Here is a 26,622-nt window from a genome sequence, read left to right as displayed (position 1 = left end):
AAAGGCTAGATGGGAATGTTTTAAGGGGTGTTCCAGGTTTTGGCAGGATGTGTCCTGGAGATAGCTATCGCGGGCAAGCCCGCTCCCACAGTGGATCTCTGTCGTTCATACATTCTGTGTCTGGCACAAATCCACTGTGGGAGCTGGCTTGCCTGCGATGCTCTTCAGTCCGGCTCACACCCTTTAAGCACCAACCGAATAATCGTCTGCGCCGCCGCCTCATAATCCGCTTCATCCAGCTTGGCTTTCCCGGTCACCGCTGAAATCTGCCAGTCAAAATCCGCGTAGGTCTGCGTCGCCGCCCAGATGCTGAACATCAGATGATGCGGGTCAATCGGCGCAATCAGCCCCCGGTCCACCCAGCTCTGGATGCAGTCGATGTTGTGTTTGGCCTGGGCATTCAACTGGTCCACCTGCTCCGCGCTCAAATGCGGGGCGCCGTGCATGATTTCGCTGGCGAACACTTTCGAGGCAAACGGCAGATCCCGGGAGATGCAGATTTTCGAGCGGATGTAGCCGCTCAGTACGGCCGAAGGGTCGCCCTCGGGATTGAACGGCGTGGAGGCGGCCAGGATCGGCTCGATAATGCTTTCGAGCACCTCGCGGTAGAGGTTGTCCTTGGACTTGAAGTAGTAGTAGACGTTGGGCTTGGGCAGCCCCGCCTTGGCGGCGATGTCGCTGGTTTTGGTCGCGGCGAAGCCCTTGTCGGCAAACTCCTCACTGGCAGCCCGCAGGATCAGTTCTTTGTTGCGCTCGCGAATGGTGCTCATAGACCAGGTCGTTCCTTGCCAAGACAGGCGGTCGGGCATGGTAGCACCGGCTTTGCGCAGGGCTCAAGAATCGTGCTGCAGCCCTTGCACGGTGGGGCGCCCAGCTGACTTTGTCTGTCTTGATGCTGAACGCATTCACGGTCGTACAGGCACGGCCCGAGCGCGCTGCTAGAGTTCAGGCAGCGAGCGGCCATTTAGCCGGGCCGCCCCTTCCTGATTTCGGCGTTCGAGAGAGAAACCCGTGGAGAAAAGCAGACGACGTACGTTCGCCTGGGTAGTTGGCACGTTGTTACTGGTAGCGGTGTTGATTGCCCTGGGTTTGCACTTCTTTGCAGGTGGGCACAAAGGCAGGCCGCCCGCCACCGGCGAACCGGTGGCCGTGGTGCCGGTGGTGTTGCAGGACGTGCCGGTGTACATCGATGCACTCGGCACCGTCACCCCGACCCGCAGTGTGACGGTGGTCACCCAGGTCGATGGCATCCTCAGCAGCGTGGCGTTCAAGGAAGGCCAGCATGTCACCAAGGGCCAGGTGATCGCGCGCATCGATGACCGTGCCCTCAAGGCCCAGTTGGCCGTGGCCAAGGGCACCCTGGCCCACGACCAGGCGGTGTTGAGCAACGCCCAGCGCGATCTGGTGCGCTACCGCGAACTGGTCAAGGCCGGCTCCACCAGCCAGCAAACCGTCGATACCCAGGCCTCGCTGGTCCAGCAACAACTGGGCACCGTGGCCGCCGACCAGGGCAATGTGCAGAACCTTGAAGTGCAGGTCGGCTACTGCACCATCACCTCGCCCGTCGACGGCGTGGTGGGCCTGCGCCTGGTAGACCCGGGCAACTATGTCACTACCACCAGCACCACCGGCATTGTGGTGATCACCCAGATGAACCCGGCCACGGTAGTGTTCGCGGTCCCCGAGGACGACTTGGGTGCAATCAATCAAGCCCTGGGCCGTGGCGCCGTGACGGTGCTGGCCTACGACCGCAATAAAAAAGCCTTGCTGGCCACCGGCAGCCTGTTGGCCCTGGACAACCAGGTGGATACCACCACCGGCACCATCAAGGTCAAGGCGCAGTTCGACGATTCGGGCAATGCGCTGTTCCCCAACCAGTTCGTCAATGCGCGCCTGAAAGCCGACACCCTGACCCAGGTTGCCGTGGTACCCACGCGGGCGATCCAGCATGGCAGCAAGGGTGATTTCGTGTTCGTGGTGAACGGCGACAAGGCCAGCCTGCGCAACATCAAGACCGGCCCGTCCATGGGCGACATCTCGGCGGTGCTCGAAAGCGGGGTCAAGCCCGGCGAACAGGTGATCACCGAAGGCGCCGACAAGCTGGATGACGGTTCGGCCGTGAAGGTCGTCGCCCAGTGAGGAGCTGCCGAGCATGAACATTTCGCGGCCCTTTATCGAACGTCCCGTCGCCACCACCTTGATGATGGTCGCGGTGCTGTTGCTGGGGATGCTGGGGTATCACTTGCTGTCGGTGTCGGCATTGCCCGAAGTCGATTACCCGACTATCCAGGTCTTCACCCAATACCCCGGCGCCAGCCCGGACGTGGTCAGTTCTTCCATCACCGCACCGCTGGAGCGCCAACTCGGCGAGATGCCGGGCCTTAAATCCATGAATTCCACCAGCTCCGACGGCGCTTCGGTGGTGACCCTGCAATTCGACCTGTCGCTATCCCTGGACGTCGCCGAACAGGAAGTACAGGCCGCGATCAACGCTGCCGGGACCTTCTTGCCGGCCAACCTGCCGTACCCGCCGGTGTACAGCAAGGTCAACCCGGCGGATGCGCCGGTGCTGACCCTGTCCCTGACCTCCGATGTGCTGCCGCTGACCAAGGTCGAAGACCTGGCGGACACACGCCTGGCGCAGAAAATCTCGCAGATCACCGGCGTCGGCCTGGTAACCATCAGCGGTGGCCAACGCCCGGCGGTGCGGGTCGAGGCGAACACTTCGGCGCTCAATAGCCTGGGCCTGTCCATCGATGACCTGCGCAGCTCCCTCGGCACCGCCAACGTCAATCAGGCCAAGGGCAATATCGATGGCAAGTTCCAGGCCTATTCCATTGGTGCCAACGACCAGCTGCAATCGGCCGAGGAATACCGCGACCTGGTAATCGCCTATAAAAACGGCGCGCCGATTCGCCTGTCACAGATCGCCAGTTCCACCCAGGGCCCGGAGAACCCGCGTCAGGCCGCGTGGACCAACAGCACGCCGTCGATTGTGCTGAATATCCAGCGCCAGCCCGGCGCCAACGTGATTGAAGTGGTCGACCGCGTGCAGCAATTGCTGCCCAAGCTGCGGGCGAGTTTGCCGGGTACCTTGAAGGTCGCGGTGCTGACTGACCGCACCCAAACCATCCGCGCCTCGGTCACCGATGTGCAGTACGAACTGGCCATGGCCATCGCGCTGGTAGTGATCGTGATTTTCGCGTTCCTGCGCAACGTGCCGGCCACGATCATTCCCGCCGTCACCATTCCGCTGACGCTGGTGGGCACCCTGGCGGTGGCCTATGCATTGGGCTTCTCCCTGAACAACCTGACGCTGATGGCGCTGACGATTGCCATCGGGTTTGTGGTGGATGACGCCATCGTGATGATCGAAAACATCACGCGCTATATCGAGGCCGGCGACTCACCGCTGGAGGCTGCACTCAAGGGTTCGGAGCAAATCGGCTTCACGATTATTTCGCTGTCGATTGCGCTGATCGCAGTGATGATCCCGCTGCTGTTCATGGGCGATGTGGTCGGCCGCTTGTTCCGCGAATTCGCCATGACCGTGGCCGTGACCATCGTGATCTCGGCGTTCATCTCCCTGACCCTGACGCCGATGATGTGCGCGCGGATGCTCAAGAATAAGCATGAAGAACGCCGTGCGGATTTCTTCGACCGCATCAACACCCACTACGTACGCGGCCTGGACTGGGTGCTGGCGCACCGCACGCTCACGCTGATTTCGGTGGTGCTCACTGCTGCGTTGACCCTGGTGACGCTGGTGATCATGCCCAAGGGCTTTTTCCCGGACCAGGACACCGGCCTGATCCAGGGCATTTCCCAGGCGGCGCCGACGGTTTCGTTCCAGCAGATGCAGACCGAACAACAGCGCCTCGCCGCCCGGATCCTCAAGGACCCGGCGGTGCAAAGCCTGTCGTCGTTTGTCGGGATCGACCAGACCAACCCGACCATCAACCAGGGCAACCTGTTGATCAACCTCAAGCCCCGGGGCGAACGTGACAGCGCCACCGACGTGATCCGCCGGCTCTCCGATGCCAACGCCGACGACGCCGGCATCCGCCTGTACCTGCACTCGGTGCAGGACCTGACCCTCGACGCCACGGTGTCTACCACCAGCTACCGCCTGGGCCTGCAAGCCACCGACCCGGACGAGCTGGAGCAGTGGACCACCAGGCTGCTGGCGGCGATCAAGCAAGACCCGATGTTCACCGACGTGCAAAGCCAGGCGATGCAGTTCGGCAACCAGATCCAGCTGACGTTTGACCGCGCCACCGCCTCGCGCCTGGGCATCACGCCACAGGCCATCGACGATGTGCTGTACGACGCCTTCGGCCAGCGCCAGGTCTCGACGATTTATACCCAGCTCAACCAGTACCACGTGGTGATCGCCACCGACCATCCGCCGCGCAACTTGTCGGATTTGCTCACGGGGTTGTACGTGGATATTCCCGGTGGCGGTGTCGCGCCGCTGTCGAGCATGGCCACCATGCAGGTGGTGCGTGCCCCCGTGACCATCAACCGGCTGGGTCAGTTTCCGTATGCCGACGTGTCCTTCAACCTCGCCCCCGGCCAGACCCTTGGCGCGGCCGTCACGCGGCTCAAGGACATCGAGGCCAAGGTCGGTCTGCCGCTGTCGGTGCAGGCCAACCTTGAAGGCGCGGCGGCGACGTTCGAGCAGTCGCTGTCGAACCAGGTGTTCCTGGTGGTGGCGGCGATCGTGGTGGTGTACCTGATGCTGGGGATTCTGTACGAGAGCTTCGTGCACCCGGTGACGATCCTTTCGACGCTGCTCTCGGCGGCGCTCGGGGCCTTGCTGGCGCTGCTGGTGACTGGTACACAGTTCGACATTATCGGCCTGATCGGCATTGTGCTGCTGATCGGCATCGTGATGAAAAACGGCATCATGATGGTCGACTTCGCCCTGGAACTCTTGCGTGAGGGTGGCTTGAGCCCTGTGGCGGCGATCCGCCAGGCGGCGGAGTTGCGGTTCCGGCCGATCCTGATGACCAGCATGGCCTCGCTGTTCGGCGCGGTGCCGCTGGCGCTGGGCACGGGGATCGGCTCGGAGCTGCGCCATCCGCTGGGTATCGCGATTATCGGCGGGCTGTTGCTCAGCCAGTTGCTGACGCTGTTTTCCACGCCGGTGATCTTCCTCGCCATGCACGGGCTGGGGCAGCGTTTCAGCCGCCGCCCGGCTGAAGCGGTCTGATGACGATGAACCTCAGCGCGCCGTTTGTTCGCCGTCCCATTGCAACCACCTTGATGGCAGCCGGCCTCGCGTTGTTTGGCGCACTGGCTTTTATGCTGCTGCCGGTGGCGCCGCTGCCGGAGGTGGATTTCCCGACCATCAGCGTCAGCGCCTCGTTGCCCGGCGCCGACCCGACCACCGTCGCCAGTTCGGTGGCCACGCCGTTGGAACGGCAGTTCGGCCAGATTGCCGGGGTCACGCAGATGACCTCGTCCAGCAGCCTTGGCTCGGCGCGGATCATCCTGCAGTTCGACCTGAACCGCGACATCGACGGTGCTGCCCGGGACGTTCAGGCCGCGATCAACGCCGCCCGCAGCAACCTGCCCAGCGACCTGTCCGGCAACCCGACGTACCGCAAGGTCAACCCGGCCGACTCGCCAATCTTGATCATCAGCCTGACCTCCGACAGTGCCACGCCGGGGCAGATGTATGACGTGGCTTCGACCCTGCTGGAGCAGCGGCTGTTGCAGACCACCGGCGTCGGTGACGTGACCGTGGGTGGCGGCGCGCTGCCGGCGGTGCGGGTGGAATTGAACCCCGACCGGCTCAACCAGTACGGCGTCAGCCTGGAGCAGGTGCGCCAGGTGATCAACGCGTCCAACGTCAACCTGCCCAAGGGCAACGTGGCCATCGGCGATCGCAACTACGGCATTGCCGCCAACGACCAGTTGCTCGATGAAAAGGACTACGGGCCGCTGGTGGTCAAGGCGCGCAACGGCGACTTGATCCATATCGCCGACCTCGGCTACGTCCGTGAAGATGTGCAGGACCTGCGCAACTTCGGCCTGTCCAACGGCAAGCCGGCGGTGTTGCTGGTGGTGTTCAAACAGCCCGGCGCCAACGTGATCGAAACGGTGGACGCGGTGAAAGCCTCGCTGCCGTTTTTGCAAAGCTCGATACCGGCGACGATCAAGCTCGACCTGCTGATGGACCGCACCACCACCATTCGCGCGTCGTTGCACGACGTGGAAGTGACGTTGCTGGTGTCGATCCTGTTGGTGACGCTGGTGACGTTCGGCTTCTTCCGCGACTGGCGCAGCACCCTGGTGCCGGCGATCGTGGTGCCGCTTTCGCTGCTGGGCACCTTCGGCGCGATGTATTTCCTCGGCTACAGCCTGAACAACTTGTCCCTCATGGCGCTGACCATTTCCACCGGGTTTGTGGTGGACGATGCGATCGTGGTGGTGGAAAACATCATGCGTCACCTGGAGCGCGGCAAGACCCGGGTGGAAGCCGCGCTGGCCGGCGCCCAGGAGGTGGGTTTCACGGTCCTGACCATCAGCGTGTCGCTGGTGGCGGTGTTTATTCCGCTGCTGCTGATGGGCGGGATTGTCGGGCGGCTGTTCCGCGAGTTTTCGGTATCGCTGTCGGTGGCCATCGTGATCTCGATGCTGATCTCCCTGACGGTCACGCCGATGCTTGCCAGCGTGCTGTTGCGCGCGCCGAAAGAAATTCACGCAGGCAACGAACACCCGGATTCGCGCTTTCACCGCTTCTACGATCGCACCCTGGGTTGGGTGATCGACCATACGGTGCTGATGGGCTTCGTCACGGTGCTGGTGATCGTGCTTGCCGGTGTGTTGTACGTGCTGGTGCCCAAGGGCTTCTTTCCCCAGGAAGACACCGGGCGCTTGCAGGGCAGCATCCAGGCCAACCAGAGCATTTCCTACGGGGCGATGCAGAAGGACTTCACCGAGATCAACCGCAAGGTGATGAAAAACCCGAATATCGACACCGTCGCCGGGTTTGTCGGCGGTGGCGGAGGCGGCGGCGGGGCGGTCAACAGTGCGCAGATGTTTGTATTGCTCAAGCCCCTGGGCGAGCGCAAGGACAATGCCACCGACATCATCGGGCAGATTCGCCGCAGCCTCGGCGCCATGCCCGGCACCAAGCTGTATTTGCAGTCGGCCCAGGACATCATCGTGGGTGGCCGGCAAAGTGGCGCGCAGTACCAGTACACCCTGACCGCCGATGACCAGGAATCCCTGGATGAATGGGTGCCCAAAGTGGTGGCGGTGCTGCGTAAGTTGCCGCAACTCACCGACCTAAATACCGACCAGCAAGACAACAGCCTGCTGGCCAATGTGCAGATCAACCGCGACACGGCGGCGCGCCTCGGGGTGAGTGTCTCGGCGGTCGACCAGACGCTGTACGACGCCTTTGGCCAGCGCCAGGTGGCCACCCTGTATCGCGCGGCCAACCAGTACCACGTGGTGATGGAAATCGCCCCGGAATACTGGACCGACCCTTCGGCGCTCAAGGGCATTTACGTACCGACAGGCACCCAGGCCACGACCACCAAAGGCACCACGGCGGCGCCCAGCCTGACTACCGAACAGACCCTGGTGCCGCTGTCGGCGCTGGCGGATAACACCGTGGCGCGCACGGCGATCTCCATCAGCCACCAGGGCACGTTCCCGGCGGTGACGGTCTCGTTCAACCTGGCGCCCGGCACGTCCATCGGCCAGGCGACTGCGCTGGTGGACGATGCGGTGAAGCAACTGCGCATGCCCGCCAGTGTGGTGGGCCAGTTTGCCGGTACGGCCCAGGTGTTCCAGTCGTCGGTGGCCAGCGAGCCGTTGCTGATCGTGGCCGCGTTGCTGTCGGTGTATATCGTGCTGGGCATCCTCTACGAAAACCTGATGCACCCGCTGACCATTCTCTCGACCTTGCCCTCGGCCGGTGTCGGCGCGTTGATTGCTTTGCTGCTGACCGGCACCGAGCTGTCGATCATTGCGCTGGTAGGGGTGATTCTGTTGATTGGCATCGTGAAGAAGAACGCGATCATGATGATCGACTTCGCGATCACCGAGCGGCGGGAGTTCGGCCTCACGGCGAAGGAAGCGATTCGCCGGGCGTGCCTGATCCGCTTCCGGCCGATCATGATGACCACCCTGGCGGCGATCCTTGGCGCGCTGCCGCTGGTGCTGGGCACCGGCTACGGCTCGGAACTGCGCCGGCCGTTGGGGATTTCGATTATTGGTGGCCTGCTGTTCAGCCAGGTGCTGACGCTGTACACCACCCCGGTGATCTACCTGTGGCTCGACCGGGCGTCACAGCGCCTGGGTCGGCGTAAGGAAGCAAGGTTATGAACGTGAAATACAGCGTGCTTTGCATCAGCCTGCTGCTCGGCGGCTGCATGGTCGGGCCGGATTACCAGAAGCCCGCCATGGAGCTGCCGCAGACTTTCAAGGAAGGCGCCCAGTGGCAGCGCGCGGCGGCCAACCCCCAAGGGGCGATGGACAGTCAGTGGTGGCTGGCCTATCAGGACCCGGTGCTGAACGACCTGGTGGCGCGCTCGGCCAAGGCCAACCAGTCGATCATCGCGGCGGAGGCGGCCTACCGTCTGGCCCAGGCGCAGGTGGCGTCCAGCCGGGCCGGGTTGTGGCCCACTGTCGGCGTAGGCCTGTCGGGTTCGCGGGGTGTGGGCGGCAGCGGCAGCAGTACATCCAGCACTACCTCGGGCGGTGTCGAGAACAGCGTCAGCGCGACCTTGACCGCCAGCTGGGAGCCGGACCTGTGGGGCCTGGTACGGCGCGGGATAGAGTCCAGCCAGGCCACGGCCCAGCAATCCGACGCGTTGCTGGCCGGGGTGCGGTTGTCCATCAGCTCCAGCGTGGCGAGCAACTACCTCGCCCTGCGGCAGATGGATATCGACGTGCGCCTGCTGCAACAGCAACAGAAGATCAACCAGCAACTGCTGGACATGATCCAGGTGCAGTTCACCCAGGGCGTCGCCACCAACGACCAGTTGCTGGTGGCCCAGGACCAGCTCACCACCTCGATTGCCGACCTGCAAACCTCCCTGCGCGACCGCGAGCAATACGAGCACGCACTGGCGGTGCTGGTGGGCGTGGCGCCGAGCGAATTCGCCGTGGCGGCGCGGGATGACTACACCTTCGTGTTGCCGCGCCCGCCGCTGACCTTGCCGTCAACCTTGCTGCAACGGCGTCCCGACGTGGTGGCTGCGGAGCGCTCGGCCGCGGCGGCCAACGCGAAAATCGGCGTGGCTGAGGCCGCGTTCTTCCCGACCCTGGACCTCACCGCCGAGGCCGGTTATCGCGGCAGCGCGCTGGGCGGGTTGTTCTCGCTGCCCAATCGGATCTGGACCCTGGGCCCGGCGCTGGCGGAAACCCTGTTCGACGGCGGCGCCCGTGAGGCAGCGGTCAGGCAGGCCGAGGCCAGCTACGACCAGATCGCCGCGACCTACCGTGGCACGGTGCTCAGCGCCCTGCAGAACGTCGAAGACAACCTGTCGGCGATCAACCACCTGCAAACCCAGGCCGATGCCTTCCAGCAGGTGTACCAGCGCAACCGGCAACTGTTCGGCAGCCAGGAGGCGCAATTGCGTGCCGGCACTGTCAGCCAGGAGAATGTGCTGACCCAGCAACTGGTGTTGCTGCAAGCCGAGCAGAACCTGCGTGACACCCAGGGCCAGCTCAGCCAGGGCAGTGTGGCGTTGATACAGAGCCTGGGCGGCGGCTGGCAAACCCCTGCGCACTGAACGGCTCGCTAACCCGGTGTGCGCCGCGTTATTCTCGGCGCACTTTGAATCACGGGAAGCCCGAGCCATGGCAGGAAGCAGTTTGCTGGTATTGATCGACGACATCGCAGCAGTGCTCGACGATGTGGCCTTGATGACCAAGATGGCCGCGAAGAAAACCGCGGGCGTGCTGGGGGATGATCTGGCGCTGAATGCCCAGCAAGTCTCCGGGGTGCGCGCCGAGCGGGAAATCCCGGTGGTGTGGGCGGTGGCCAAGGGCTCGTTCGTCAACAAGCTGATCCTGGTGCCCGCGGCCTTGCTGATCAGCGCATTTGCGCCGTGGGCGGTCACGCCGTTGCTGATGCTGGGCGGCGCGTATCTGTGTTTCGAGGGTTTCGAAAAGCTCGCCCATACCTTCTTGCACAAGCGCACCGAAGAACAGGCGCACCTGGTGGAAGCCGTGGCGGACCCGGCCACTGACCTGGTGGCGTTCGAGAAGGACAAGATCAAGGGCGCGATCCGTACCGACTTCATTCTCTCGGCCGAAATCATCGCCATCACCCTCGGCACCGTGGCGGATGCGCCGCTGATGCAGCAAGTGATCGTGCTGTCGGGCATCGCCATCGTCATGACCATCGGCGTCTACGGCCTGGTGGCCGGCATCGTCAAGCTCGATGACCTGGGGCTGTGGCTCACCCAAAAGCCCGGTCAGGCGGCGCGCAGCATTGGCGGGGCGATCCTGCGGGCGGCGCCGTACATGATGAAAAGCCTGTCGGTGATCGGCACGGCAGCGATGTTCATGGTGGGCGGCGGTATCCTGACCCATGGCGTACCGGTGGTGCATCACTGGATCGAGACCGTGAGCCAAAGCACCGGTGGCCTGGCGTGGCTGGTGCCGACGTTGCTCAATGCGGTGGCGGGGATCATTGCCGGGGCCGTGGTGTTGGCGGTTGTCAGCGTGGTGGGCAAGCTCTGGACGCGTGCGAGGGCATAGGCAATTGATCGAGCGACGGCAATTCAGCGGGGGCATGAAAGGCAAGAACCTGCGCTATCTGAATGAAAACCCCGGCGAGGCCCGCCAGACGGTGCGCGTGGGGTTTGTGTTGCTCGAACATTTTTCGCTGCCGGCGTTTACCCAGGCGCTGGATGCGCTGATCACCGCGAACCTGCTGCGGCCGGCGTCGTTTGCCACGTTAACGTTTGGCTTGCAGGAAGGCGAGGTGATCAGCGACCTGGGGTTGGTGATCCGGCCTGATGCGCGGCTTGAGCATTCAGTGCTTAAAGCGCTGGACCTGCTGGTGATCTGCGGTGGCTACCGTACCGAACTGAAGGCCACGGACGAATTCATCCACCTGCTGAAAAGCGCCTCGGAGCAGGGCGTGAGCCTGGCCGGGTTGTGGAACGGTGCGTGGTTCCTGGGGCGTGCGGGTTTGCTTGGCGGCTACCGGTGCGCCGTGCACCCGGAACATCGCCCGGCCCTGGCCGAGTTCTGCAAGGCGACGCAGGTCAGCAGCGAGCCGTATGTGATTGATCGCGACCGGCTGACGGCTTCCAGTCCGTCCGGCGCGTTTCATATGGCGCTGGACTGGATCAAGGGTCTGTACGGCAAAGCCTTGGTCGAAGGCATCGAGGACATCCTGGCGTTTGAGGAGTCGCGTTACCGGCGGGTGAAACCGACGGAAAACATCTGCTTGAGCGCACCGCTGCGTGAGGTGGTGAAGCTGATGGACGCCAACCTTGAAGAGCCCCTGGAGCTTGAGCAATTGGCGGTATACGCGGGCCGTTCCCGGCGCCAGTTGGAGCGCTTGTTCAAGGAGCAACTGGGCACCACGCCTCAGCGTTACTACCTGGAACTGCGCATCACCGAGGCCCGCCGGCTGCTGCAACACACCGAGCTGTCCCAGGTGGACGTGCTGGTGGCCTGCGGATTTGTCTCGCCAAGCCATTTCAGCAAGTGCTACAGCGCGTACTTTGGCTACAGGCCGTCCAAGGAAAAGCGGTTGGTCAAATAGCCGGGAGATTGGCATTCCCGGCAAATATAGATACGATGCTAATCATTAGCTTGCTATCTATATGCGGGTTTCATGAAATCCTCCACCTTTCAGCTCCCTGATCTCTGGCAAGCGACGCTGACCCCGTCCCGCAACGATCTGCTGTTTGCCCTGCGCAACATGATCGCCGGCGGGGTCGCGTTGTACCTGGCCTTTTGTTTCGACCTGCAGCAACCACAATGGGCGTTGACCACGGTGTTTATCGTGGGCCAGTCCACCAGTGGCATGGTCCTGGCCAAAGGCGCCTATCGGCTGGTGGGCACGTTTGTCGGGGCCATGGTCTCTATCGCGATGATCGGCGTGTTGGGCCAGGCACCGCTGTTGTTCCTGCTGTGCATGGCGCTGTGGCTGGCGTTTTGCACCACGGGCGCATCCTTGCTGCGTAATCACGCGTCCTATGGTTTTGTGCTGGCGGGTTACACCACCGCGATTATTGCGTTGCCCGCTACGGCCGCACCTTTGGGGGTGTTCGATGAGGCGGTGGCGCGCTGCCAGGAGATCAGCCTGGGGATCCTCTGCGCCTCTATCGCCAGCACGATCTTGTGGCCGCGCCGGGTCGAGCAGGTGCTGGCGGTCCAGGCACGCGCCGCGTGGCAGGCCGGGATACGTGCCGCCGCGTCGGAGCTGTTGGGTAACGATCAGCGTAAAGGCCTGCTCGAGGCGTTGAGCCGCCTCGTAGCCGTGGACAGCCAGCGTGACCACGCCTGGTTTGAAGGGCCCAAGGGCCGGCGCCGCTCCCAGGCCTTGCGGGTGCTCAGCCGTGACCTGCTTGGCCTGCTGCGGGCAGCGCGGGGCGTGGCGCGCCAGCGGATGATGCTTGATGAGACGGCCGCCGTGGTGCCATTGATTGAAGCGGTGGCGGGCGCGTTGCAGCAAGAGCGCCTCGAAGACCTGCCCGAACTGTCGCAGCGGCTTGGCCTGGCGTTGCAGGATCCGCGTCTTGGCCAGGAAGCGCACTTTTGCCTGATGCAACTGGCGCAGGTGCTGCGCTTGATTGACCTGAGTGCATTGACGCTGGTCGCGGTCGAAGAGGGCAGGGTGCCGCCCGGCGCGCCGGGGGCGATGTCCTGGCACCGGGACATCGAGCAAGGCGTGCTCGGCGGGTTGCGCAGTGCACTGGCATTTCTGGCGGTTGCGGCGTTCTGGATTTTTACCGCATGGCCTTCGGGGCTGGGCGCGGTGTCTATTTGTGGCGTGGTGTTGAGCCTGTTTGCGGCGCGGGAAAACCCGTCCGCCGCCAGCCTGAATTTCCTCAAGGGCATTGCGCTGTCGATCCCCGTGGCCGGGGTTGTGCGCTTTGCGTTGCTGCCGGGGTTCGAGGGTTTTGCGCTGTTATGCCTGGCGCTGGGTGTGCCGCTGTTCGTGGCGTCGCTGTGCATGAGTCGCCCCACACTGGCGGCCACGGCGTCGGCGTTCTGCATCTTTTTCGTCAATAACGTCGGGCCCAGCAATGTAATGACCTACGACTTCGCCGCGTTTCTCAACAAGGCTATCGCGACGCTGGTGGGCGTGGGCATTGCCGTGGTGGTGTTTCGGCTGATTCAGCTGAATCCTGGCGAGCATCACTATCGGCGGATGTTCAAGGCGTCGTTATTCGACCTGGCGCAACTGACCTCCCGCCCTTTGGAGCAGGCCGAAAGCTGGTTTGGCGGGCGCATGGCGGACCGGCTGATTCGCCTGTCGCGCTACAGCGAAACCTTGCCTGCTGATCGGCGTGCCCACTGGGACAACGGATTGCTCGGGCTGGATCTGGGGGACGAGTTGCTGGAGCTGCGCGCGTGCCTGGCGGGCAGCCGGGGTGCGTTGGCGAGTGAGCGGGATCGCTATTTGCGGGCGTTGGAGGCGGCGCTGGAAGAGGGCGGCCCGAGCGTGACGAATGAGTCGCTGCTGGATGCACCGGGTGCGCTATTGCTGGAAGTGCTGGAGCAGCCTTCGGGATTGGCGGAGCAGGATCGGGAAATGGCCAGGGCGGCGGTGCTGCAATTGCAGTTTACGTGGCGCAGGTGGTGCAGGCGGGGGGCCGCGGTGTAGGCGCTGGCAAGCCAGCGCCTACACGGGACGTTACTCGGCGATCTGCAACTTGCGCGCCTCGGTGTACACGTAGCGCACCTTTTCGTACTCGAACGGCGAATTCATCTGGCCGTAGCGGAAGCTGGTCTGGTAGCGCTTGTCGACGGCGCGCAGGGCCCAGATTTCCGGGTGGTTTTCGCTGACCTTGGACACGTTCAGGAAGTTGATCTCGGTCTCGGCGCCGTAGTCCACCAGCAGGCCGGTGGTGTCCCGCAGGTTCGACGGACCAAACAGCGGCAGCACCAGGTAGGCACCGCCCGGTACACCGTAGAAGCCCAGGGTCTGGCCGAAGTCTTCGCTCTGGCGCGGCAGGCCCATGGCGGTGGCCGGGTCCCACAGGCCGGCGATGCCGATGGTGGTGTTGAGCAGCAGGCGCCCGGTCGTTTCCAGGGAACGATGGCCCTTGAGCTGCAGCAGGCTGTTCAACAGGTTGGGCACATCCCCCAGGTTGTTGAAGAAGTTGCTGACGCCGGTACGCAGGAAGCTTGGGGTGACGTAGCGGTAACCGTCCACCACCGGCAGGAACACCCACTGGTCGAAGCGGTAGTTGAAGTGGTAGACCCGACGGTTCCACGACTCCAGCGGGTCGTAGACATTCAGGGCGTTGACCGACGAACGCTCGAACTCACGCTGGTCCAGGCCAGGGTTGAATTTGAGATGGCTCAGGGGCTCCTTGAAACCGTCGGAGTCCACTACGGTCGGCGTGTGGGCCTTGCTGTTGTCGGCATTGGCCACGCCCGCGCACATCAGGGCGGCGAGCAGCAGAAGATATTTAGCCACGGAAGAACTCCAGCATGGCGTCGGCGTTGACGCGGTAGTTGAGGTTGCCGCAATGGCCGCCCAGGGGGTAGACGGTCAAGCGATCGCCGAAGGTTTTACGCAGGAAGCCAAGGTCGCCAGGGCCCAGGATCACGTCGTCGGCGTTGTGCATGACGGCGATTTTCGGGCTGTCGTGCAGGTAGTCCTTGAGCGCATACAGGCTGACCTGGTCAACCAGTTGCAACAGGCTGCCGCCGTCGGAACGGGCGCGCCACATCGGGATCACCTGTTCGGTGAGGTAGCAGTCGAAGTCACACTGCAGCGCACGCTTGAGGAATGGCGTGAGGCTTGTGCCTTCGCTGATCGGGTACTTGGGCGGGATGATCAGGCCGCGGCGGTTGATCAGGTCCGAGGTGAAGGCAATGTCGGCCGCCGAGAAGCGGAACGAGGTGCCGATCAGCATCGCCATCTGTTCGTTGGTCAGGTGTTCCTTGGAGTTCTGGAAGTCGTAGAGCAGGGCGTCGTTCAGGTCGATGTAGCCCTTTTGCTGGAAGTAGCGGGTCAGTTTGTTCAACACCAGTTCATAGAAGGTGGTGCTGTTGTTGATGCCCTTGACCTCGGTTTGCACCAGCTTGTCGAGGTTGGTGATCGAGGTGTAGAGGTTGACCGGCGGGTTCAGCAGCAGGACTTTCTTGAAGTTGAAGCTGCGACGGGTTTCGTCCAGCTTGCTGACGAAGGCTGCGTCGAGGGCGCCCAGGCTGTAGCCGGTGAGGTAGAAGTCGGTCACCGGCAGCGTCGGGTTTTGCGCGCGTACGGCCTGCATCACGCGGTACATGTCTTCGGCGTCTTCCTGGCTGATGCCGGGGGTGGCGAAGCGCGAGGCGGCGGCGATGAAGTCGAAGCTGGTCGGGGACGACAGTTGGACGACGTGGTAACCGGCCTTGTAGTAGAGCTTTTTCAGGTATTCGTTGATGGTGCTGTCAAAGCGTGCACCGGTGCCGGCGATCAGGAAGATCAGCGGTGCGGCGCGGTCTTGCTTGGCGATGCGGTAGGTGAGTTTCTTCACCGCCCAGAAGTTGTCGGGCAGGCTGAACTCACGCTCGGGGCGCATCGTCAGGGTGTAGTCGGACTGATTGATTTCATCGTCGGACGGCAACTCCGGCCGCAGGTTGGGCGGGGTGGTCGCGATGGTTGCTTCAAACGGGTTGGTCAAAGGGTAGCCATAGCTGGCCTGGTCAATATCGACCGCCAGTGCTGACGCACTCAGAAAAAGGCTGCCCAACAGGGCCGCACAGCGCAAGGAACGGAGCATGACTAAATCCCTAAGAGGAAAACGTGCTGGGTTGGAGTTCGCAGGCTATGACCACCGCGTTGCTTCCGAAGTGCCAGCCTTCGGCACGAAAAGTCGGAAAAAAACGTGGGAATCGGGGTAATAGTAGCCAGACGATACACTTTGGCACGCATTGACGAACACTTATCTGTTTACAAGCCTTGCCAACGGCTGCCGGGGGATTAAGCTGGGCGCCGTTTTCGCCTATCGGAGTGCCCCATGTCCCGCCGTTTTCCGCTGATCCTGCTGCTTATTGCCCTGCCACTTTGGCTGGCCGCCAGTTATGGCGCGCGTTACGGATTCATGGAGGATGGCCGTTGGGTGGGCATTTGTGCTGACGAAGCCAGCCGCTGGGAATGCCAGGTGCGTTCCAGCCTGGGGTTGATGATTCACTTCAAGGTGATGGGCTGGGCGGCGTTGGTCACTGCAGTGCTGGCGTTTTTTGTGCCGGGCCGGGCAGGGTGGGGGTTGGCGGTGTTGGCGCTGGTGTTCGGGTTTCCGGCGTTGGCGTTGTACAACACGACGTTTGCGGTGTTTGCGGTGGTGATTGCGGGGTTGCGGTTGGTCAGGGCGCCTCGGGCAGCCTGAGGGGGACTCATCGCAGGCAAGCCAGCTCCCACATTTGACCGTGTTCACAGATCCAAATGTGGGAGCGGGCTTGCTCGCGAAAGCGGTCTTAAGCCTTGCGCACCCGCAAGCAACGCCACAAGGCTGCAACCATGAGCAGGCTCACCACCGCCCAACCCCACGCCTGCTGGTTCATCAATCCTTCGCGGTACAGCTGCGGCGCAATGCCGGCACCGATGATGAACGCCAGCAACGCGATCTCCCGACGCAGCCCGCTCACCGGGCGCACCAGGTACACCAGCGCCGGCAGCACCAGCGCGGCGCTCGGGAAGCTGCGATAACGCGGGTCGAACACCAGGGCCAGCATCATGACAGCCCCGGCAAACCCGGCGATTGCCACCAGCCAGCTGGCGCGCTGCTCGATCCAGTTGAACGCGCGCTCGCGCCAACCTTCACGTGCACTCAAGGCCAGGGCCGCGTGGGCCAGAACGGCAAGGTTCAAGGCCACCAGCAATCCCGCCCACACCCACTCATCCGTGAAGCGCGCCGTTACCCGGTTCAATTCGGCCCAGGTACCAATCGAGCAGGCCGCCACCGAGCCCAGCAACGGCAACAACAAGGCTGCACGGGTGGTGCGCACGCGACCGCCCAGCAGCAGCGTGCCCAGCAGGATAATCCCGCCAACCCCCAGCCACAGCGGCCAGTACGGCACGTTGGTCACCGGACCGGCCAGCACGCCCTTGTCCTGGCGGTCGGCATCAAACAAACCCCAGTAACCGCCTACGGCACCTTCGCTGGCGCGTTTCCACGGCTGGTCAAAGGCTTCGATCAGGTTGTAATGCCAGCCGTTGGCTTCAGCCATGGCCACGAACCCGCGCATGAATTTCGCTTCGTTGACCCGGCTCGGCACCGCGGTTTCCCGCTGCCGGCCTTCGCTCGGCCAGCCGGTCTCGCCGATCATCACGTCCTTGGGCGCGAACTTGTTGCCGAAGGTCTGGCGCACATCGCCCACATGCTTGAGCGCCTGGTCGATGCCCGACGGGTCATCTTCCCAGTAAGGCAACAGGTGGATGGTCAGGAAATCCACCGCCGGGGCGATTTCCGGGTGTTGCAGCCAGAACTCCCACACATCGGCATAGGTGACCGGCTGCTTGATATGGCTTTTGACGTGATGGATCAGCGTCACCAACTGCTTGGCGGTGACTTCCTTGCGCAGCAGGGTTTCGTTACCCACGATCACTGACGTGATGACGTCGGGGTTGGCGTTGGCCGAGGCGATCAGTGCCTCGACTTCCTTGGCGGTGGCCACCGGATCACTGCTGACCCACGCGCCGCTCATCAGCTTCAGGCCATGTTTGCGCGCCAGTTCCGGCAAGGCTTCAAGGCCGGTCTGGGAGTAGGTGCGGATGCACTCAAAGCGGGTGGCCAGCAACGCCAGGTCGGCGTCCATGCGCTCGGGGCGCAGTGTGAACGGCTGGTCGAATGGGGATTGGTCTTTGTCGAAGGGCGTGTAGGACGCACATTGCAGCTTGTGGCTGGCACTCGCCACGTCCGGCAGCACCACCGGTTGGCCAAGGCCATACCAGTAGCCGCCGAGGGCCAGCACACCGAGGATCAGGGCAAATAAATAGGGCAGGAGCGGGAAGCGTGCAGTCGCGGGCATGATCAGGCCGTCTGGGGGCAAAGGCGCGCATCTTACCCGGATTTGTGCCGTCCCAGTGGGGCAGCATAATTTTGACATGCAAAGTTCGGGCGGGATCGTCGGTGAATGTCCTACAAATCGTCCTGCTGGCGATGTGATGTCGTTTCTTGCTTACCTGAGGTCGCAGTCAGAGCAGGTCGGTTGTGGCAGCAGGTTGATGATCGAAGTGTCAGCCCTCCACTGATGAGGCACCCACGTGATCGATGCGCGTGAAGGGGGCGCGGTGCACCACATAACAACAGGTTGACGTCGCTCGGCATCCGCCGGGCGCAGCACTTTCGGGGAAGCACTATGAAGATGCGACGACTCTTGGGCGCAGCTGCCACTCTGGTAGTTGCGATGAGCTCCACACTGGCCAGCGCCGACAGCAAAACCCTGAGCATCGGCTATGTGGATGGCTGGTCGGACAGTGTCGCCACCACCCACGTGGCGGCAGAAGTGATCAAGCAGAAGCTCGGTTATGACGTGAAACTGCAAGCGGTCGCCACCGGGATCATGTGGCAAGGCGTGGCCACCGGCAAACTCGACGCCATGCTCTCCGCCTGGCTTCCCGTGACCCACGGTGAATACTGGGCCAAGAACAAGGACAAGGTGGTCGACTACGGCCCCAACTTCAAGGACGCCAAGATTGGCCTGATCGTGCCTGAGTACGTGAAAGCCAAATCCATCGAAGACCTCAAGACCGACACCACCTTCAAGAACAAAATCGTCGGCATCGACGCCGGTTCAGGCGTAATGCTCAAGACCGACGAAGCGATCAAGGCCTACGGCCTGGACTACAAGCTGCAAGCCAGTTCGGGCGCGGCGATGATCGCCGAGCTGACCCGCGCCGAAGACAAACAGGAATCCATTGCGGTCACCGGTTGGGTGCCACACTGGATGTTCGCCAAGTGGAAACTGCGTTTCCTGGACGACCCAAAAGGAATTTATGGTGCTGCTGAAACCGTCAACAGCATCGGCAGCAAAGGCCTGGAAAAGAAAGCCCCGGAAGTCGTGGCGTTCCTGAAGAAATTCCAGTGGGCCTCCAAGGATGAAATCGGCGAAGTCATGTTGGCCATTCAAGAGGGCGCCAAGCCTGAAGCCGCGGCCAAGGATTGGGTGGCCAAGCACCCTGAGCGTGTTGCCGAATGGACCGCTAAATAAGTCTCGAAGCCTCTAGGTCGTACCTTGCAAGCCCGCCTGGCGTTTTCGTCAGGCGGGCTTTGTCGTTTCTGGGCCAAAGGCTGTCACTTTAATCAGTGCAAAGCTGGCGTGATCGCCCATCTCCTTCTACTACTAAGGTCGTCTGGAACCTGTTCCTCAGCCGCATACAGTGGATATGTTCCAATAATAAAAAGCTGTGCTGCGAGGATAAAAACAATGAACGACAGCATTTACCTCTCGATTCAAAACAGCCCGCGCTTCAAGGAGCTGGTAAGAAAAAGGGAAAGATTCGCCTGGATTCTCTCGGCAATCATGCTTGGGCTGTACTCCGCTTTCATTCTTCTGATTGCCTATGGGCCGCAAATACTGGGGGCCAAGATCAGCCCCGGTTCGTCCATCACGTGGGGGATCCCGATCGGGGTCGGGCTGATTGTGTCGGCCTTCATCCTCACCGGCATCTATGTACGACGCGCCAACGGCGAATTCGACGACCTGAACAATGCGATTCTCAAGGAGGCTGCGCAATGATCCGTCGTCTATTGGCTGTACTCGGCGCCTCGGCCTTTGCACCTGCCGTTTGGGCGGCAGATGCGTTGACCGGCGAAGTGCATAAACAACCGCTGAATATCGCAGCGATCCTGATGTTCGTGGCCTTCGTCGGCGCGACCTTGTGCATCACCTACTGGGCGTCCAAGCGCAACAAGTCGGCGGCCGACTACTATGCGGCCGGCGGCAAGATCACCGGGTTCCAGAACGGTTTGGCGATTGCCGGTGACTATATGTCGGCAGCGTCCTTCCTGGGGATTTCCGCGCTGGTGTTCACCTCCGGCTACGACGGCCTGATCTACTCGATCGGCTTCCTGGTGGGCTGGCCGATCATTCTGTTCCTGATCGCCGAGCGCTTGCGTAACCTGGGTAAATACACGTTTGCCGACGTGGCGTCCTACCGCCTCGGGCAAACCCAGATCCGCAGCCTGTCGGCCTGTGGCTCCCTGGTGGTGGTAGCGTTCTACCTGATCGCGCAGATGGTTGGCGCGGGCAAGCTGATCCAGCTGCTGTTCGGCCTTGATTACCATGTAGCGGTGATCCTGGTGGGCATCCTCATGTGCCTCTATGTGTTGTTCGGCGGCATGCTGGCGACCACCTGGGTGCAGATCATCAAGGCAGTGCTGCTGTTGTCCGGTGCCTCGTTCATGGCGCTGATGGTGATGAAACACGTCAACTTCGACTTCAACATGCTGTTTGCCGAGGCGATCAAGGTTCACCCTAAAGGTGAAGCGATCATGAGCCCGGGCGGCCTGGTGAAAGACCCGATTTCGGCGTTCTCCCTTGGCCTGGCACTGATGTTCGGTACCGCCGGCCTGCCACACATCCTGATGCGCTTCTTCACCGTGAGTGACGCGAAGGAAGCTCGCAAGAGCGTGCTGTATGCCACTGGCTTCATCGGCTACTTCTATATCCTGACCTTCATCATCGGCTTTGGCGCGATCCTGCTGGTCAGCACCAACCCGGCGTTCAAGGATGCTGCAGGTGCCTTGCTCGGCGGTAACAACATGGCGGCGGTGCACCTGGCCAACGCGGTGGGCGGCAGTATCTTCCTGGGCTTCATCTCGGCCGTGGCGTTTGCCACCATCCTGGCAGTGGTTGCCGGTTTGACCCTGGCGGGTGCTTCGGCGGTGTCCCATGACCTGTACGCCAGCGTGATCAAGAAAGGCAAGGCCAACGAGAAGGATGAGATTCGTGTATCGAAGATCACCACCATCGCCCTGGCAGTGCTGGCCATTGGTCTGGGTATCCTGTTTGAAAGCCAGAACATCGCGTTCATGGTGGGCCTGGCGTTCTCCATTGCCGCCAGCTGTAACTTCCCGGTGCTGCTGCTTTCCATGTACTGGAAAAACCTCACCACCCGCGGTGCAATGATTGGTGGCTGGCTGGGCTTGATCAGTGCCGTTGGCCTGATGATCCTCGGCCCAACCATCTGGGTCTCGATCCTGCACCATGAGAAGGCGATCTTCCCTTACGAGTACCCGGCGCTGTTCTCGATGATCATTGCGTTCATCGGTATCTGGTTCTTCTCCATCACCGACAAGTCGGCGGCGGCAGAGAAGGAACGTGCGCTGTACTTCCCGCAGTTTGTCCGTTCGCAGACGGGCCTGGGGGCGAGTGGGGCGGTTAGCCATTAAGCTGTAACCGTTACAAAAAAAGCCCCGGTCGTGAGATCGGGGCTTTTTTTTGCCTTTATTGGTAACGGATACGACAAAACTGTTTCTCAAATCCGGCACAAATAAAAACGGCCTCCCTATCAAAGGAGGCCGTTTTCGGTGTTGCCAAGTAGCGGTTAGCTTACTTGCGGTCTTCCAGCTTGGTGATGTCACGCGACTCGTAGCCGGTGTACAGCTGGCGCGGGCGGCCAATCTTGTACGGGCTGGAGAGCATTTCTTTCCAGTGGGAGATCCAGCCTACGGTGCGCGCCAGGGCGAAGATCACGGTGAACATGCTGGTTGGAATGCCGATCGCCTTGAGGATGATCCCCGAGTAGAAGTCGACGTTCGGGTACAGCGAGCGTTCGATGAAGTACGGGTCGGTCAGGGCGATCTCTTCCAGGCGCATGGCCAGTTCGAGTTGCGGATCGTTCTTGATCCCCAGTTCCTTCAGTACTTCGTCGCAGGTCTTCTTCATCACGGTGGCACGCGGGTCGCGGTTCTTGTAGACCCGGTGACCGAAGCCCATCAGCTTGAACGGATCGTTCTTGTCCTTGGCCTTGGCGATGAACTTGTCGATGTTCGAGACATCGCCGATTTCATCAAGCATGGTCAATACGGCTTCGTTCGCACCGCCGTGGGCAGGGCCCCACAGTGCGGCGATACCGGCGGCGATACAGGCGAACGGGTTGGCACCCGAGGAACCTGCCAGGCGCACGGTGGACGTCGAGGCGTTCTGTTCGTGGTCGGCGTGGAGGATGAAGATCTTGTCCATCGCGGCGGCCAGCACCGGGCTGATCGGTTTGATCTCGCACGGGGTGTTGAACATCATGTGCAGGAAGTTTTCCGCGTACGTCAGGTCGTTGCGCGGGTACATCATGGGTTGACCCATGGAGTACTTGTAAACCATTGCGGCCAGGGTCGGCATCTTGGCAACCAGGCGGATCGCGGAAATTTCGCGATGCTGCGGGTTATTGATGTCCAGGGAGTCGTGATAGAAGGCCGACAGGGCGCCGACTACACCGCACATGACGGCCATCGGGTGGGCGTCGCGACGGAAGCCGTTGAAGAAGGTCTTCAACTGCTCGTGAACCATGGTGTGGTTCTTCACGGTGCTGACAAACTGGGCCTTTTGCTCAGCTGTTGGCAGTTCGCCATTAAGCAGCAGGTAGCAGGTTTCCAGGTAGTCCGACTGTTCAGCAAGCTGTTCGATCGGGTAGCCGCGGTGCAGCAAGATACCGTTATCACCGTCGATATAGGTGATCTTCGACTCGCATGAGGCGGTCGACATGAAGCCTGGGTCGAATGTAAAACGGCCCGTGGCCGTCAGGCCCCGTACGTCGATAACATCGGGACCAACGGTGCCGGTTAAAATGGGCAGCTCGACGGGGGCTGCGCCCTCGATGATCAACTGCGCTTTTTTGTCAGCCATGTGGCCTCCTATTTATGCTTCAAATCATCAGACAGACCCCCCACGCAGGGCCCGCACCACTATATTGATATAAATCCAGATGTCAATTTGCCTAAAGTCTTGCGCCAGAAGGCTTTAACCGTACTTTTTCCTCGAAATTACCTGCCATTTACGCCTTTTATGCCGCCAGCGCAATGCGCTATTAGGGTGAGGAGTGCGCGTTGTCATTAGTTGCCTAACTGTCTATACTCGGCCTCCGACCGCCAGGGGCTTTTGGGCCCGTTTTGATGGGGGTCGCACTCCCTGGGTGGTGGTTACCTGACCAGTGCACTCCCCAACAACTTTGCCCTGATTGTTAGGGGCTCTTCAGTGTGAAAAAAAGCCGTGAATAGCCAACGACCTGTAAACCTAGACCTAAGGACCATCAAACTCCCCATCACCGGCGTAACGTCGTTCCTGCACCGTGTATCCGGCATCATCCTGTTTCTTGGCCTGGGCATCATGCTTTATGCATTGAGCAAATCCCTGGGTTCGGAAGAAGGGTACGCCGAGGTGAAGGCATGCTTGACCAGTCCGCTGGCCAAATTCGTCGCCTGGGGCCTCCTGTCCGCTCTGCTTTATCACCTTGTGGCCGGTATTCGCCACTTGATCATGGACATGGGTATCGGTGAGACGCTGGAAGGCGGCAAGCTGGGCTCGAAAATCGTCATCGCCATTTCCGTGGTGCTGATCGTTCTGGCGGGAGTTTGGATATGGTAACCAGCGTTACGAACCTGTCGCGTTCGGGCCTCTATGACTGGATGGCGCAACGTGTGTCTGCGGTTGTTCTCGCGGCTTATTTCATTTTCCTGATCGGGTACCTCGCGGCGAACCCTGGCATTGGCTACGCCCAATGGCACGGCCTGTTCGCTCACAACGGGATGCGCATCTTCAGTCTGCTGGCCCTTGTAGCCCTGGGCGCTCACGCCTGGGTTGGCATGTGGACCATCGCGACCGACTACCTGACGCCAATGGCGCTGGGCAAGTCCGCGACAGCAGTACGGTTTCTCTTCCAGGCAGTATGCGGCGTCGCGATGTTCGCTTACTTCGTCTGGGGTGTGCAGATTCTTTGGGGTATCTGATTCATGGCTAACACAGTTAATACGCTTTCATTCGACGCCATTATCATTGGCGGCGGCGGTGCCGGCATGCGCGCTGCGCTGCAGCTGGCCCAGGGCGGTCACAAGACTGCCGTAATCACCAAGGTGTTCCCGACCCGCTCCCACACCGTTTCGGCCCAGGGTGGCATCACGTGCGCCATCGCCTCTGCCGATCCAAACGATGACTGGCGCTGGCACATGTACGATACCGTCAAGGGTTCCGACTATATCGGTGACCAGGACGCTATCGAATACATGTGCTCCGTCGGCCCGGAAGCGGTCTTCGAGCTGGAACACATGGGTCTGCCGTTCTCCCGTACCGAACAGGGCCGCATCTACCAGCGTCCGTTCGGCGGTCAGTCGAAAGACTTCGGTAAAGGTGGCCAGGCCGCCCGTACCTGCGCCGCAGCCGACCGTACCGGTCACGCGCTGTTGCACACCCTGTACCAGGCCAACCTGAAGGCCGGCACCGTATTCCTCAACGAATACTACGGCGTCGACCTGGTGAAGAACGAAGACGGTGCCTTTGTAGGCATGATCGTTATCTGTATCGAAACCGGCGAAACCTCTTACGTGCGGGCTAACGCCACCGTATTGGCGACCGGCGGTGCAGGCCGTATCTACTCTTCTACTACCAACGCCCTGATCAACACCGGTGACGGTATCGGCATGGCCCTGCGTGCAGGCGTCCCGGTACAGGACATCGAAATGTGGCAGTTCCACCCGACCGGCATCGCCGGCGCCGGTGTACTGGTTACAGAAGGTTGCCGTGGTGAAGGTGGTTACCTGATCAACAAGAACGGCGAGCGTTTCATGGAGCGTTATGCTCCGAACGCCAAAGACCTTGCCGGTCGTGACGTTGTAGCCCGTTCCATGGTTAAAGAGATCATCGCCGGTAACGGCTGTGGCCCTGATGGCGACCACGTAATGCTGAAGCTCGATCACCTCGGTGAAGAAGTTCTGCATAGCCGTCTGCCAGGCATCATGGAGCTGTCCAAGACCTTTGCTCACGTTGACCCGGCTGTTGCGCCGATCCCGGTTGTTCCAACTTGCCACTATATGATGGGCGGCGTTGCCACCAACATTCATGGCCAGGCGATCACCCAGGACGCCGACGGCGTTGACCAGATCATCCCTGGTCTGTTCGCGGTCGGTGAAGTGGCCTGCGTATCGGTTCACGGTGCCAACCGCCTGGGCGGTAACTCGCTGCTCGACCTGGTGGTATTCGGTCGCGCTGCCGGCCTGTTCCTGGAGCAGACCCTGAAGGAAGGCGTTGATTACGCTCGTCCACGCCAGTCCGACATCGACGCTGCCCTGGCACGTCTGGATGGCCTGAACTCGCGTACCGAAGGCGAAGACGTCGCTTCCCTGCGTAAAGAGCTGCAAAGCTGCATGCAGAACTACTTCGGTGTGTTCCGTACCGGCGAATACATGCAGAAGGGTATTGCCCAGCTGGCCGACCTGCGCAAGCGCATCGCCAACGTCAAGATCAACGACAAGAGCCAGGCGTTCAACACCGCTCGCATCGAAGCCCTTGAGCTGCAAAACCTGCTGGAAGTGGCTGAAGCGACCGCGATTGCTGCCGAGGTTCGTAAAGAATCCCGTGGTGCTCACGCTCGTGAAGACTATGAAGACCGCGACGACGAAAACTGGTTGTGCCACACCCTGTACTTCCCGGGTGACAAGCGCGTAACCAAGCGTGCCGTGAACTTCTCGCCGAAGACGGTTCCGACGTTTGAACCGAAGATTCGGACTTACTAAGGGTGGCTGCCATGTTGAAAGTCAGTGTTTATCGCTACAACCCTGATCAGGACGCCGCGCCGTTCATGCAGGAATTCCAGGTCGATACCGGTGGTAAAGACCTGATGGTGCTGGACGTACTGGCCCTGGTTAAAGAGCAGGACGAAGGTTTCTCCTATCGTCGCTCTTGCCGTGAAGGTGTCTGCGGTTCCGACGGCATGAACATCAACGGCAAAAACGGCCTGGCGTGCATCACGCCGCTGTCTGCCGTGGTTAAAGGCAACAAGCTGATCGTTCGTCCACTGCCAGGTTTGCCGGTTATCCGTGACCTGGTCGTCGATATGAGCATCTTCTACAAGCAATACGAAAAGGTTAAGCCATTCCTGCAGAACGACACGCCGGCTCCGGCCATCGAACGTCTGCAGACCCCGGAAGAGCGCGAGAAGCTGGACGGTCTGTACGAGTGCATCCTGTGCGCTTGCTGCTCGACTTCCTGCCCGTCCTTCTGGTGGAACCCGGACAAGTTCCTGGGCCCGGCTGCCCTGCTGCAAGCGTACCGCTTCCTGGCAGACAGCCGTGACACCAAGACTGCCGAGCGTCTGGCTTCGCTGGATGACCCGTTCAGCGTATTCCGCTGCCGCGGGATCATGAACTGCGTCAACGTATGTCCCAAAGGCCTGAACCCGACTAAGGCCATTGGTCACGTACGTAGCATGCTGCTGCAAAGCGGCGTGTAACCGACGTTGTAGTAAAAGCAGGACCGTTGTGCCCG

General features: G+C 61.5%; 20 protein-coding genes. 15 read left to right on the top strand and 5 right to left on the bottom strand.

Features of this window, described 5'->3' with window-relative positions:
• Nucleotides 1-164: 164 nt before the first annotated feature.
• Nucleotides 165-770, bottom strand: a complete 606-nt coding sequence (locus tag P3C29_RS19775; protein WP_275965258.1) for a TetR/AcrR family transcriptional regulator — start codon at nucleotides 768-770, stop codon at nucleotides 165-167.
• Nucleotides 771-1,011: 241 nt separating this feature from the next.
• Here P3C29_RS19775 and P3C29_RS19770 point away from each other — a divergent pair, with 241 nt between their 5' ends.
• The 7 genes from P3C29_RS19770 to P3C29_RS19740 all read left to right on the top strand — a co-directional run bounded on the left by P3C29_RS19770 (nucleotide 1,012) and on the right by P3C29_RS19740 (nucleotide 13,819).
• Nucleotides 1,012-2,139, top strand: coding sequence for an efflux RND transporter periplasmic adaptor subunit (locus tag P3C29_RS19770; RefSeq protein ID WP_029615731.1), 1,128 nt, complete (start codon nucleotides 1,012-1,014; stop codon nucleotides 2,137-2,139).
• Between the two features lie 13 nt (nucleotides 2,140-2,152).
• A complete protein-coding gene (locus tag P3C29_RS19765) occupies nucleotides 2,153-5,215 on the top strand; it encodes an efflux RND transporter permease subunit (protein WP_275965257.1) in 3,063 nt (1,020 codons plus the stop codon).
• Nucleotides 5,215-8,346 (top strand): efflux RND transporter permease subunit, encoded by a 3,132-nt coding sequence (locus tag P3C29_RS19760; protein WP_275965256.1) that lies wholly within the window; start codon nucleotides 5,215-5,217, stop codon nucleotides 8,344-8,346. The genes P3C29_RS19765 and P3C29_RS19760 overlap by 1 nt, the downstream gene beginning before the upstream one ends.
• Nucleotides 8,343-9,758, top strand: coding sequence for an efflux transporter outer membrane subunit (locus P3C29_RS19755; protein ID WP_169385921.1), 1,416 nt, complete (start codon nucleotides 8,343-8,345; stop codon nucleotides 9,756-9,758). Before P3C29_RS19760 ends, P3C29_RS19755 begins: the two co-directional genes overlap by 4 nt.
• Before the next feature lie 67 nt (nucleotides 9,759-9,825).
• Nucleotides 9,826-10,731, top strand: a complete 906-nt coding sequence (locus P3C29_RS19750; RefSeq protein ID WP_010166227.1) for a DUF808 domain-containing protein — start codon at nucleotides 9,826-9,828, stop codon at nucleotides 10,729-10,731.
• A 34-nt stretch (nucleotides 10,732-10,765) separates the two neighbouring features.
• Nucleotides 10,766-11,749: a GlxA family transcriptional regulator gene (locus P3C29_RS19745; protein WP_275965255.1), complete on the top strand. Its 984-nt coding sequence runs from the start codon at nucleotides 10,766-10,768 to the stop codon at nucleotides 11,747-11,749.
• 72 nt (nucleotides 11,750-11,821) lie between these two features.
• Nucleotides 11,822-13,819 carry an FUSC family protein gene (locus P3C29_RS19740; protein WP_275965254.1) on the top strand — a complete coding sequence of 666 codons (1,998 nt, stop codon included), beginning with the start codon at nucleotides 11,822-11,824 and terminating at the stop codon, nucleotides 13,817-13,819.
• Nucleotides 13,820-13,849: 30 nt separating this feature from the next.
• Here the strand turns inward: P3C29_RS19740 and P3C29_RS19735 are convergent, their stop codons facing one another.
• Nucleotides 13,850-14,638, bottom strand: a complete 789-nt coding sequence (locus P3C29_RS19735; protein WP_003210582.1) for a VacJ family lipoprotein — start codon at nucleotides 14,636-14,638, stop codon at nucleotides 13,850-13,852.
• Nucleotides 14,631-15,929, bottom strand: a complete 1,299-nt coding sequence (locus P3C29_RS19730; RefSeq protein ID WP_010166231.1) for a serine protein kinase PrkA — start codon at nucleotides 15,927-15,929, stop codon at nucleotides 14,631-14,633. The genes P3C29_RS19735 and P3C29_RS19730 overlap by 8 nt, the downstream gene beginning before the upstream one ends.
• A 237-nt stretch (nucleotides 15,930-16,166) precedes the next feature.
• Between P3C29_RS19730 and P3C29_RS19725 the strand changes: the two genes are divergently transcribed.
• Nucleotides 16,167-16,535 carry a hypothetical protein gene (locus P3C29_RS19725; protein ID WP_169385917.1) on the top strand — a complete coding sequence of 123 codons (369 nt, stop codon included), beginning with the start codon at nucleotides 16,167-16,169 and terminating at the stop codon, nucleotides 16,533-16,535.
• 88 nt (nucleotides 16,536-16,623) lie between these two features.
• Here P3C29_RS19725 and P3C29_RS19720 read toward each other — a convergent pair whose 3' ends face one another.
• A complete protein-coding gene (locus P3C29_RS19720; protein ID WP_275965253.1) occupies nucleotides 16,624-18,177 on the bottom strand; it encodes a glycosyl hydrolase family 17 protein in 1,554 nt (517 codons plus the stop codon).
• Nucleotides 18,178-18,507: 330 nt separating this feature from the next.
• On the opposite strand from P3C29_RS19720, the gene P3C29_RS19715 reads away from it, so the two are divergent.
• The 3 genes from P3C29_RS19715 to P3C29_RS19705 all read left to right on the top strand — a co-directional run bounded on the left by P3C29_RS19715 (nucleotide 18,508) and on the right by P3C29_RS19705 (nucleotide 21,542).
• On the top strand, nucleotides 18,508-19,359 hold the full coding sequence (locus P3C29_RS19715; RefSeq protein WP_008433997.1) for a glycine betaine ABC transporter substrate-binding protein: 852 nt from the start codon (nucleotides 18,508-18,510) through the stop codon (nucleotides 19,357-19,359).
• A gap of 216 nt (nucleotides 19,360-19,575) precedes the next feature.
• A complete protein-coding gene (locus P3C29_RS19710) occupies nucleotides 19,576-19,887 on the top strand; it encodes a DUF485 domain-containing protein (protein WP_010166239.1) in 312 nt (103 codons plus the stop codon).
• Nucleotides 19,884-21,542 (top strand): cation acetate symporter, encoded by a 1,659-nt coding sequence (locus tag P3C29_RS19705; RefSeq protein WP_003210576.1) that lies wholly within the window; start codon nucleotides 19,884-19,886, stop codon nucleotides 21,540-21,542. The genes P3C29_RS19710 and P3C29_RS19705 overlap by 4 nt, the downstream gene beginning before the upstream one ends.
• Nucleotides 21,543-21,702: 160 nt before the next feature.
• Here the strand turns inward: P3C29_RS19705 and gltA are convergent, their stop codons facing one another.
• Complete coding sequence (gene gltA, locus P3C29_RS19700) at nucleotides 21,703-22,992, bottom strand: citrate synthase (RefSeq protein ID WP_003210575.1); 1,290 nt, start codon at nucleotides 22,990-22,992, stop codon at nucleotides 21,703-21,705.
• Nucleotides 22,993-23,355: 363 nt separating this feature from the next.
• Between gltA and sdhC the strand changes: the two genes are divergently transcribed.
• From sdhC to P3C29_RS19680, 4 genes are read left to right on the top strand one after another with little or no spacing between them, the layout of a single operon-like run.
• Nucleotides 23,356-23,730: a succinate dehydrogenase, cytochrome b556 subunit gene (gene sdhC, locus P3C29_RS19695; RefSeq protein WP_008433998.1), complete on the top strand. Its 375-nt coding sequence runs from the start codon at nucleotides 23,356-23,358 to the stop codon at nucleotides 23,728-23,730.
• Nucleotides 23,724-24,092, top strand: a complete 369-nt coding sequence (sdhD, locus tag P3C29_RS19690; protein ID WP_003210573.1) for a succinate dehydrogenase, hydrophobic membrane anchor protein — start codon at nucleotides 23,724-23,726, stop codon at nucleotides 24,090-24,092. Before sdhC ends, sdhD begins: the two co-directional genes overlap by 7 nt.
• Nucleotides 24,093-24,095: 3 nt before the next feature.
• Nucleotides 24,096-25,871 (top strand): succinate dehydrogenase flavoprotein subunit, encoded by a 1,776-nt coding sequence (sdhA, locus tag P3C29_RS19685; RefSeq protein WP_010166248.1) that lies wholly within the window; start codon nucleotides 24,096-24,098, stop codon nucleotides 25,869-25,871.
• An 11-nt stretch (nucleotides 25,872-25,882) separates the two neighbouring features.
• Nucleotides 25,883-26,587 carry a succinate dehydrogenase iron-sulfur subunit gene (locus P3C29_RS19680; RefSeq protein WP_010166250.1) on the top strand — a complete coding sequence of 235 codons (705 nt, stop codon included), beginning with the start codon at nucleotides 25,883-25,885 and terminating at the stop codon, nucleotides 26,585-26,587.
• Nucleotides 26,588-26,622 lie beyond the last annotated feature (35 nt).

This window comes from Pseudomonas sp. 1912-s, from assembly GCF_029269205.1.
In the GTDB taxonomy this organism is placed as follows: domain Bacteria; phylum Pseudomonadota; class Gammaproteobacteria; order Pseudomonadales; family Pseudomonadaceae; genus Aquipseudomonas.
This window is presented reverse-complemented; position numbering and strand designations above follow the sequence as displayed.

Excerpts from the sequence above, each read along its gene's own strand:
- P3C29_RS19775 (WP_275965258.1), bottom strand. The coding sequence starts at position 770 with ATGAGCACCATTCGCGAGCGCAACAAAGAACTGATCCTGCGGGCTGCC.
- P3C29_RS19765 (WP_275965257.1), top strand. The coding sequence starts at position 2,153 with ATGAACATTTCGCGGCCCTTTATCGAACGTCCCGTCGCCACCACCTTG.
- P3C29_RS19760 (WP_275965256.1), top strand. The coding sequence starts at position 5,215 with ATGACGATGAACCTCAGCGCGCCGTTTGTTCGCCGTCCCATTGCAACC.
- P3C29_RS19755 (WP_169385921.1), top strand. The coding sequence starts at position 8,343 with ATGAACGTGAAATACAGCGTGCTTTGCATCAGCCTGCTGCTCGGCGGC.
- P3C29_RS19750 (WP_010166227.1), top strand. The coding sequence starts at position 9,826 with ATGGCAGGAAGCAGTTTGCTGGTATTGATCGACGACATCGCAGCAGTG.
- P3C29_RS19745 (WP_275965255.1), top strand. The coding sequence starts at position 10,766 with ATGAAAGGCAAGAACCTGCGCTATCTGAATGAAAACCCCGGCGAGGCC.
- P3C29_RS19740 (WP_275965254.1), top strand. The coding sequence starts at position 11,822 with ATGAAATCCTCCACCTTTCAGCTCCCTGATCTCTGGCAAGCGACGCTG.
- P3C29_RS19730 (WP_010166231.1), bottom strand. The coding sequence starts at position 15,929 with ATGCTCCGTTCCTTGCGCTGTGCGGCCCTGTTGGGCAGCCTTTTTCTG.
- P3C29_RS19725 (WP_169385917.1), top strand. The coding sequence starts at position 16,167 with ATGTCCCGCCGTTTTCCGCTGATCCTGCTGCTTATTGCCCTGCCACTT.
- P3C29_RS19720 (WP_275965253.1), bottom strand. The coding sequence starts at position 18,177 with ATGCCCGCGACTGCACGCTTCCCGCTCCTGCCCTATTTATTTGCCCTG.
- P3C29_RS19715 (WP_008433997.1), top strand. The coding sequence starts at position 18,508 with ATGAAGATGCGACGACTCTTGGGCGCAGCTGCCACTCTGGTAGTTGCG.
- P3C29_RS19710 (WP_010166239.1), top strand. The coding sequence starts at position 19,576 with ATGAACGACAGCATTTACCTCTCGATTCAAAACAGCCCGCGCTTCAAG.
- P3C29_RS19705 (WP_003210576.1), top strand. The coding sequence starts at position 19,884 with ATGATCCGTCGTCTATTGGCTGTACTCGGCGCCTCGGCCTTTGCACCT.
- gltA (WP_003210575.1), bottom strand. The coding sequence starts at position 22,992 with ATGGCTGACAAAAAAGCGCAGTTGATCATCGAGGGCGCAGCCCCCGTC.
- sdhD (WP_003210573.1), top strand. The coding sequence starts at position 23,724 with ATGGTAACCAGCGTTACGAACCTGTCGCGTTCGGGCCTCTATGACTGG.
- sdhA (WP_010166248.1), top strand. The coding sequence starts at position 24,096 with ATGGCTAACACAGTTAATACGCTTTCATTCGACGCCATTATCATTGGC.
- P3C29_RS19680 (WP_010166250.1), top strand. The coding sequence starts at position 25,883 with ATGTTGAAAGTCAGTGTTTATCGCTACAACCCTGATCAGGACGCCGCG.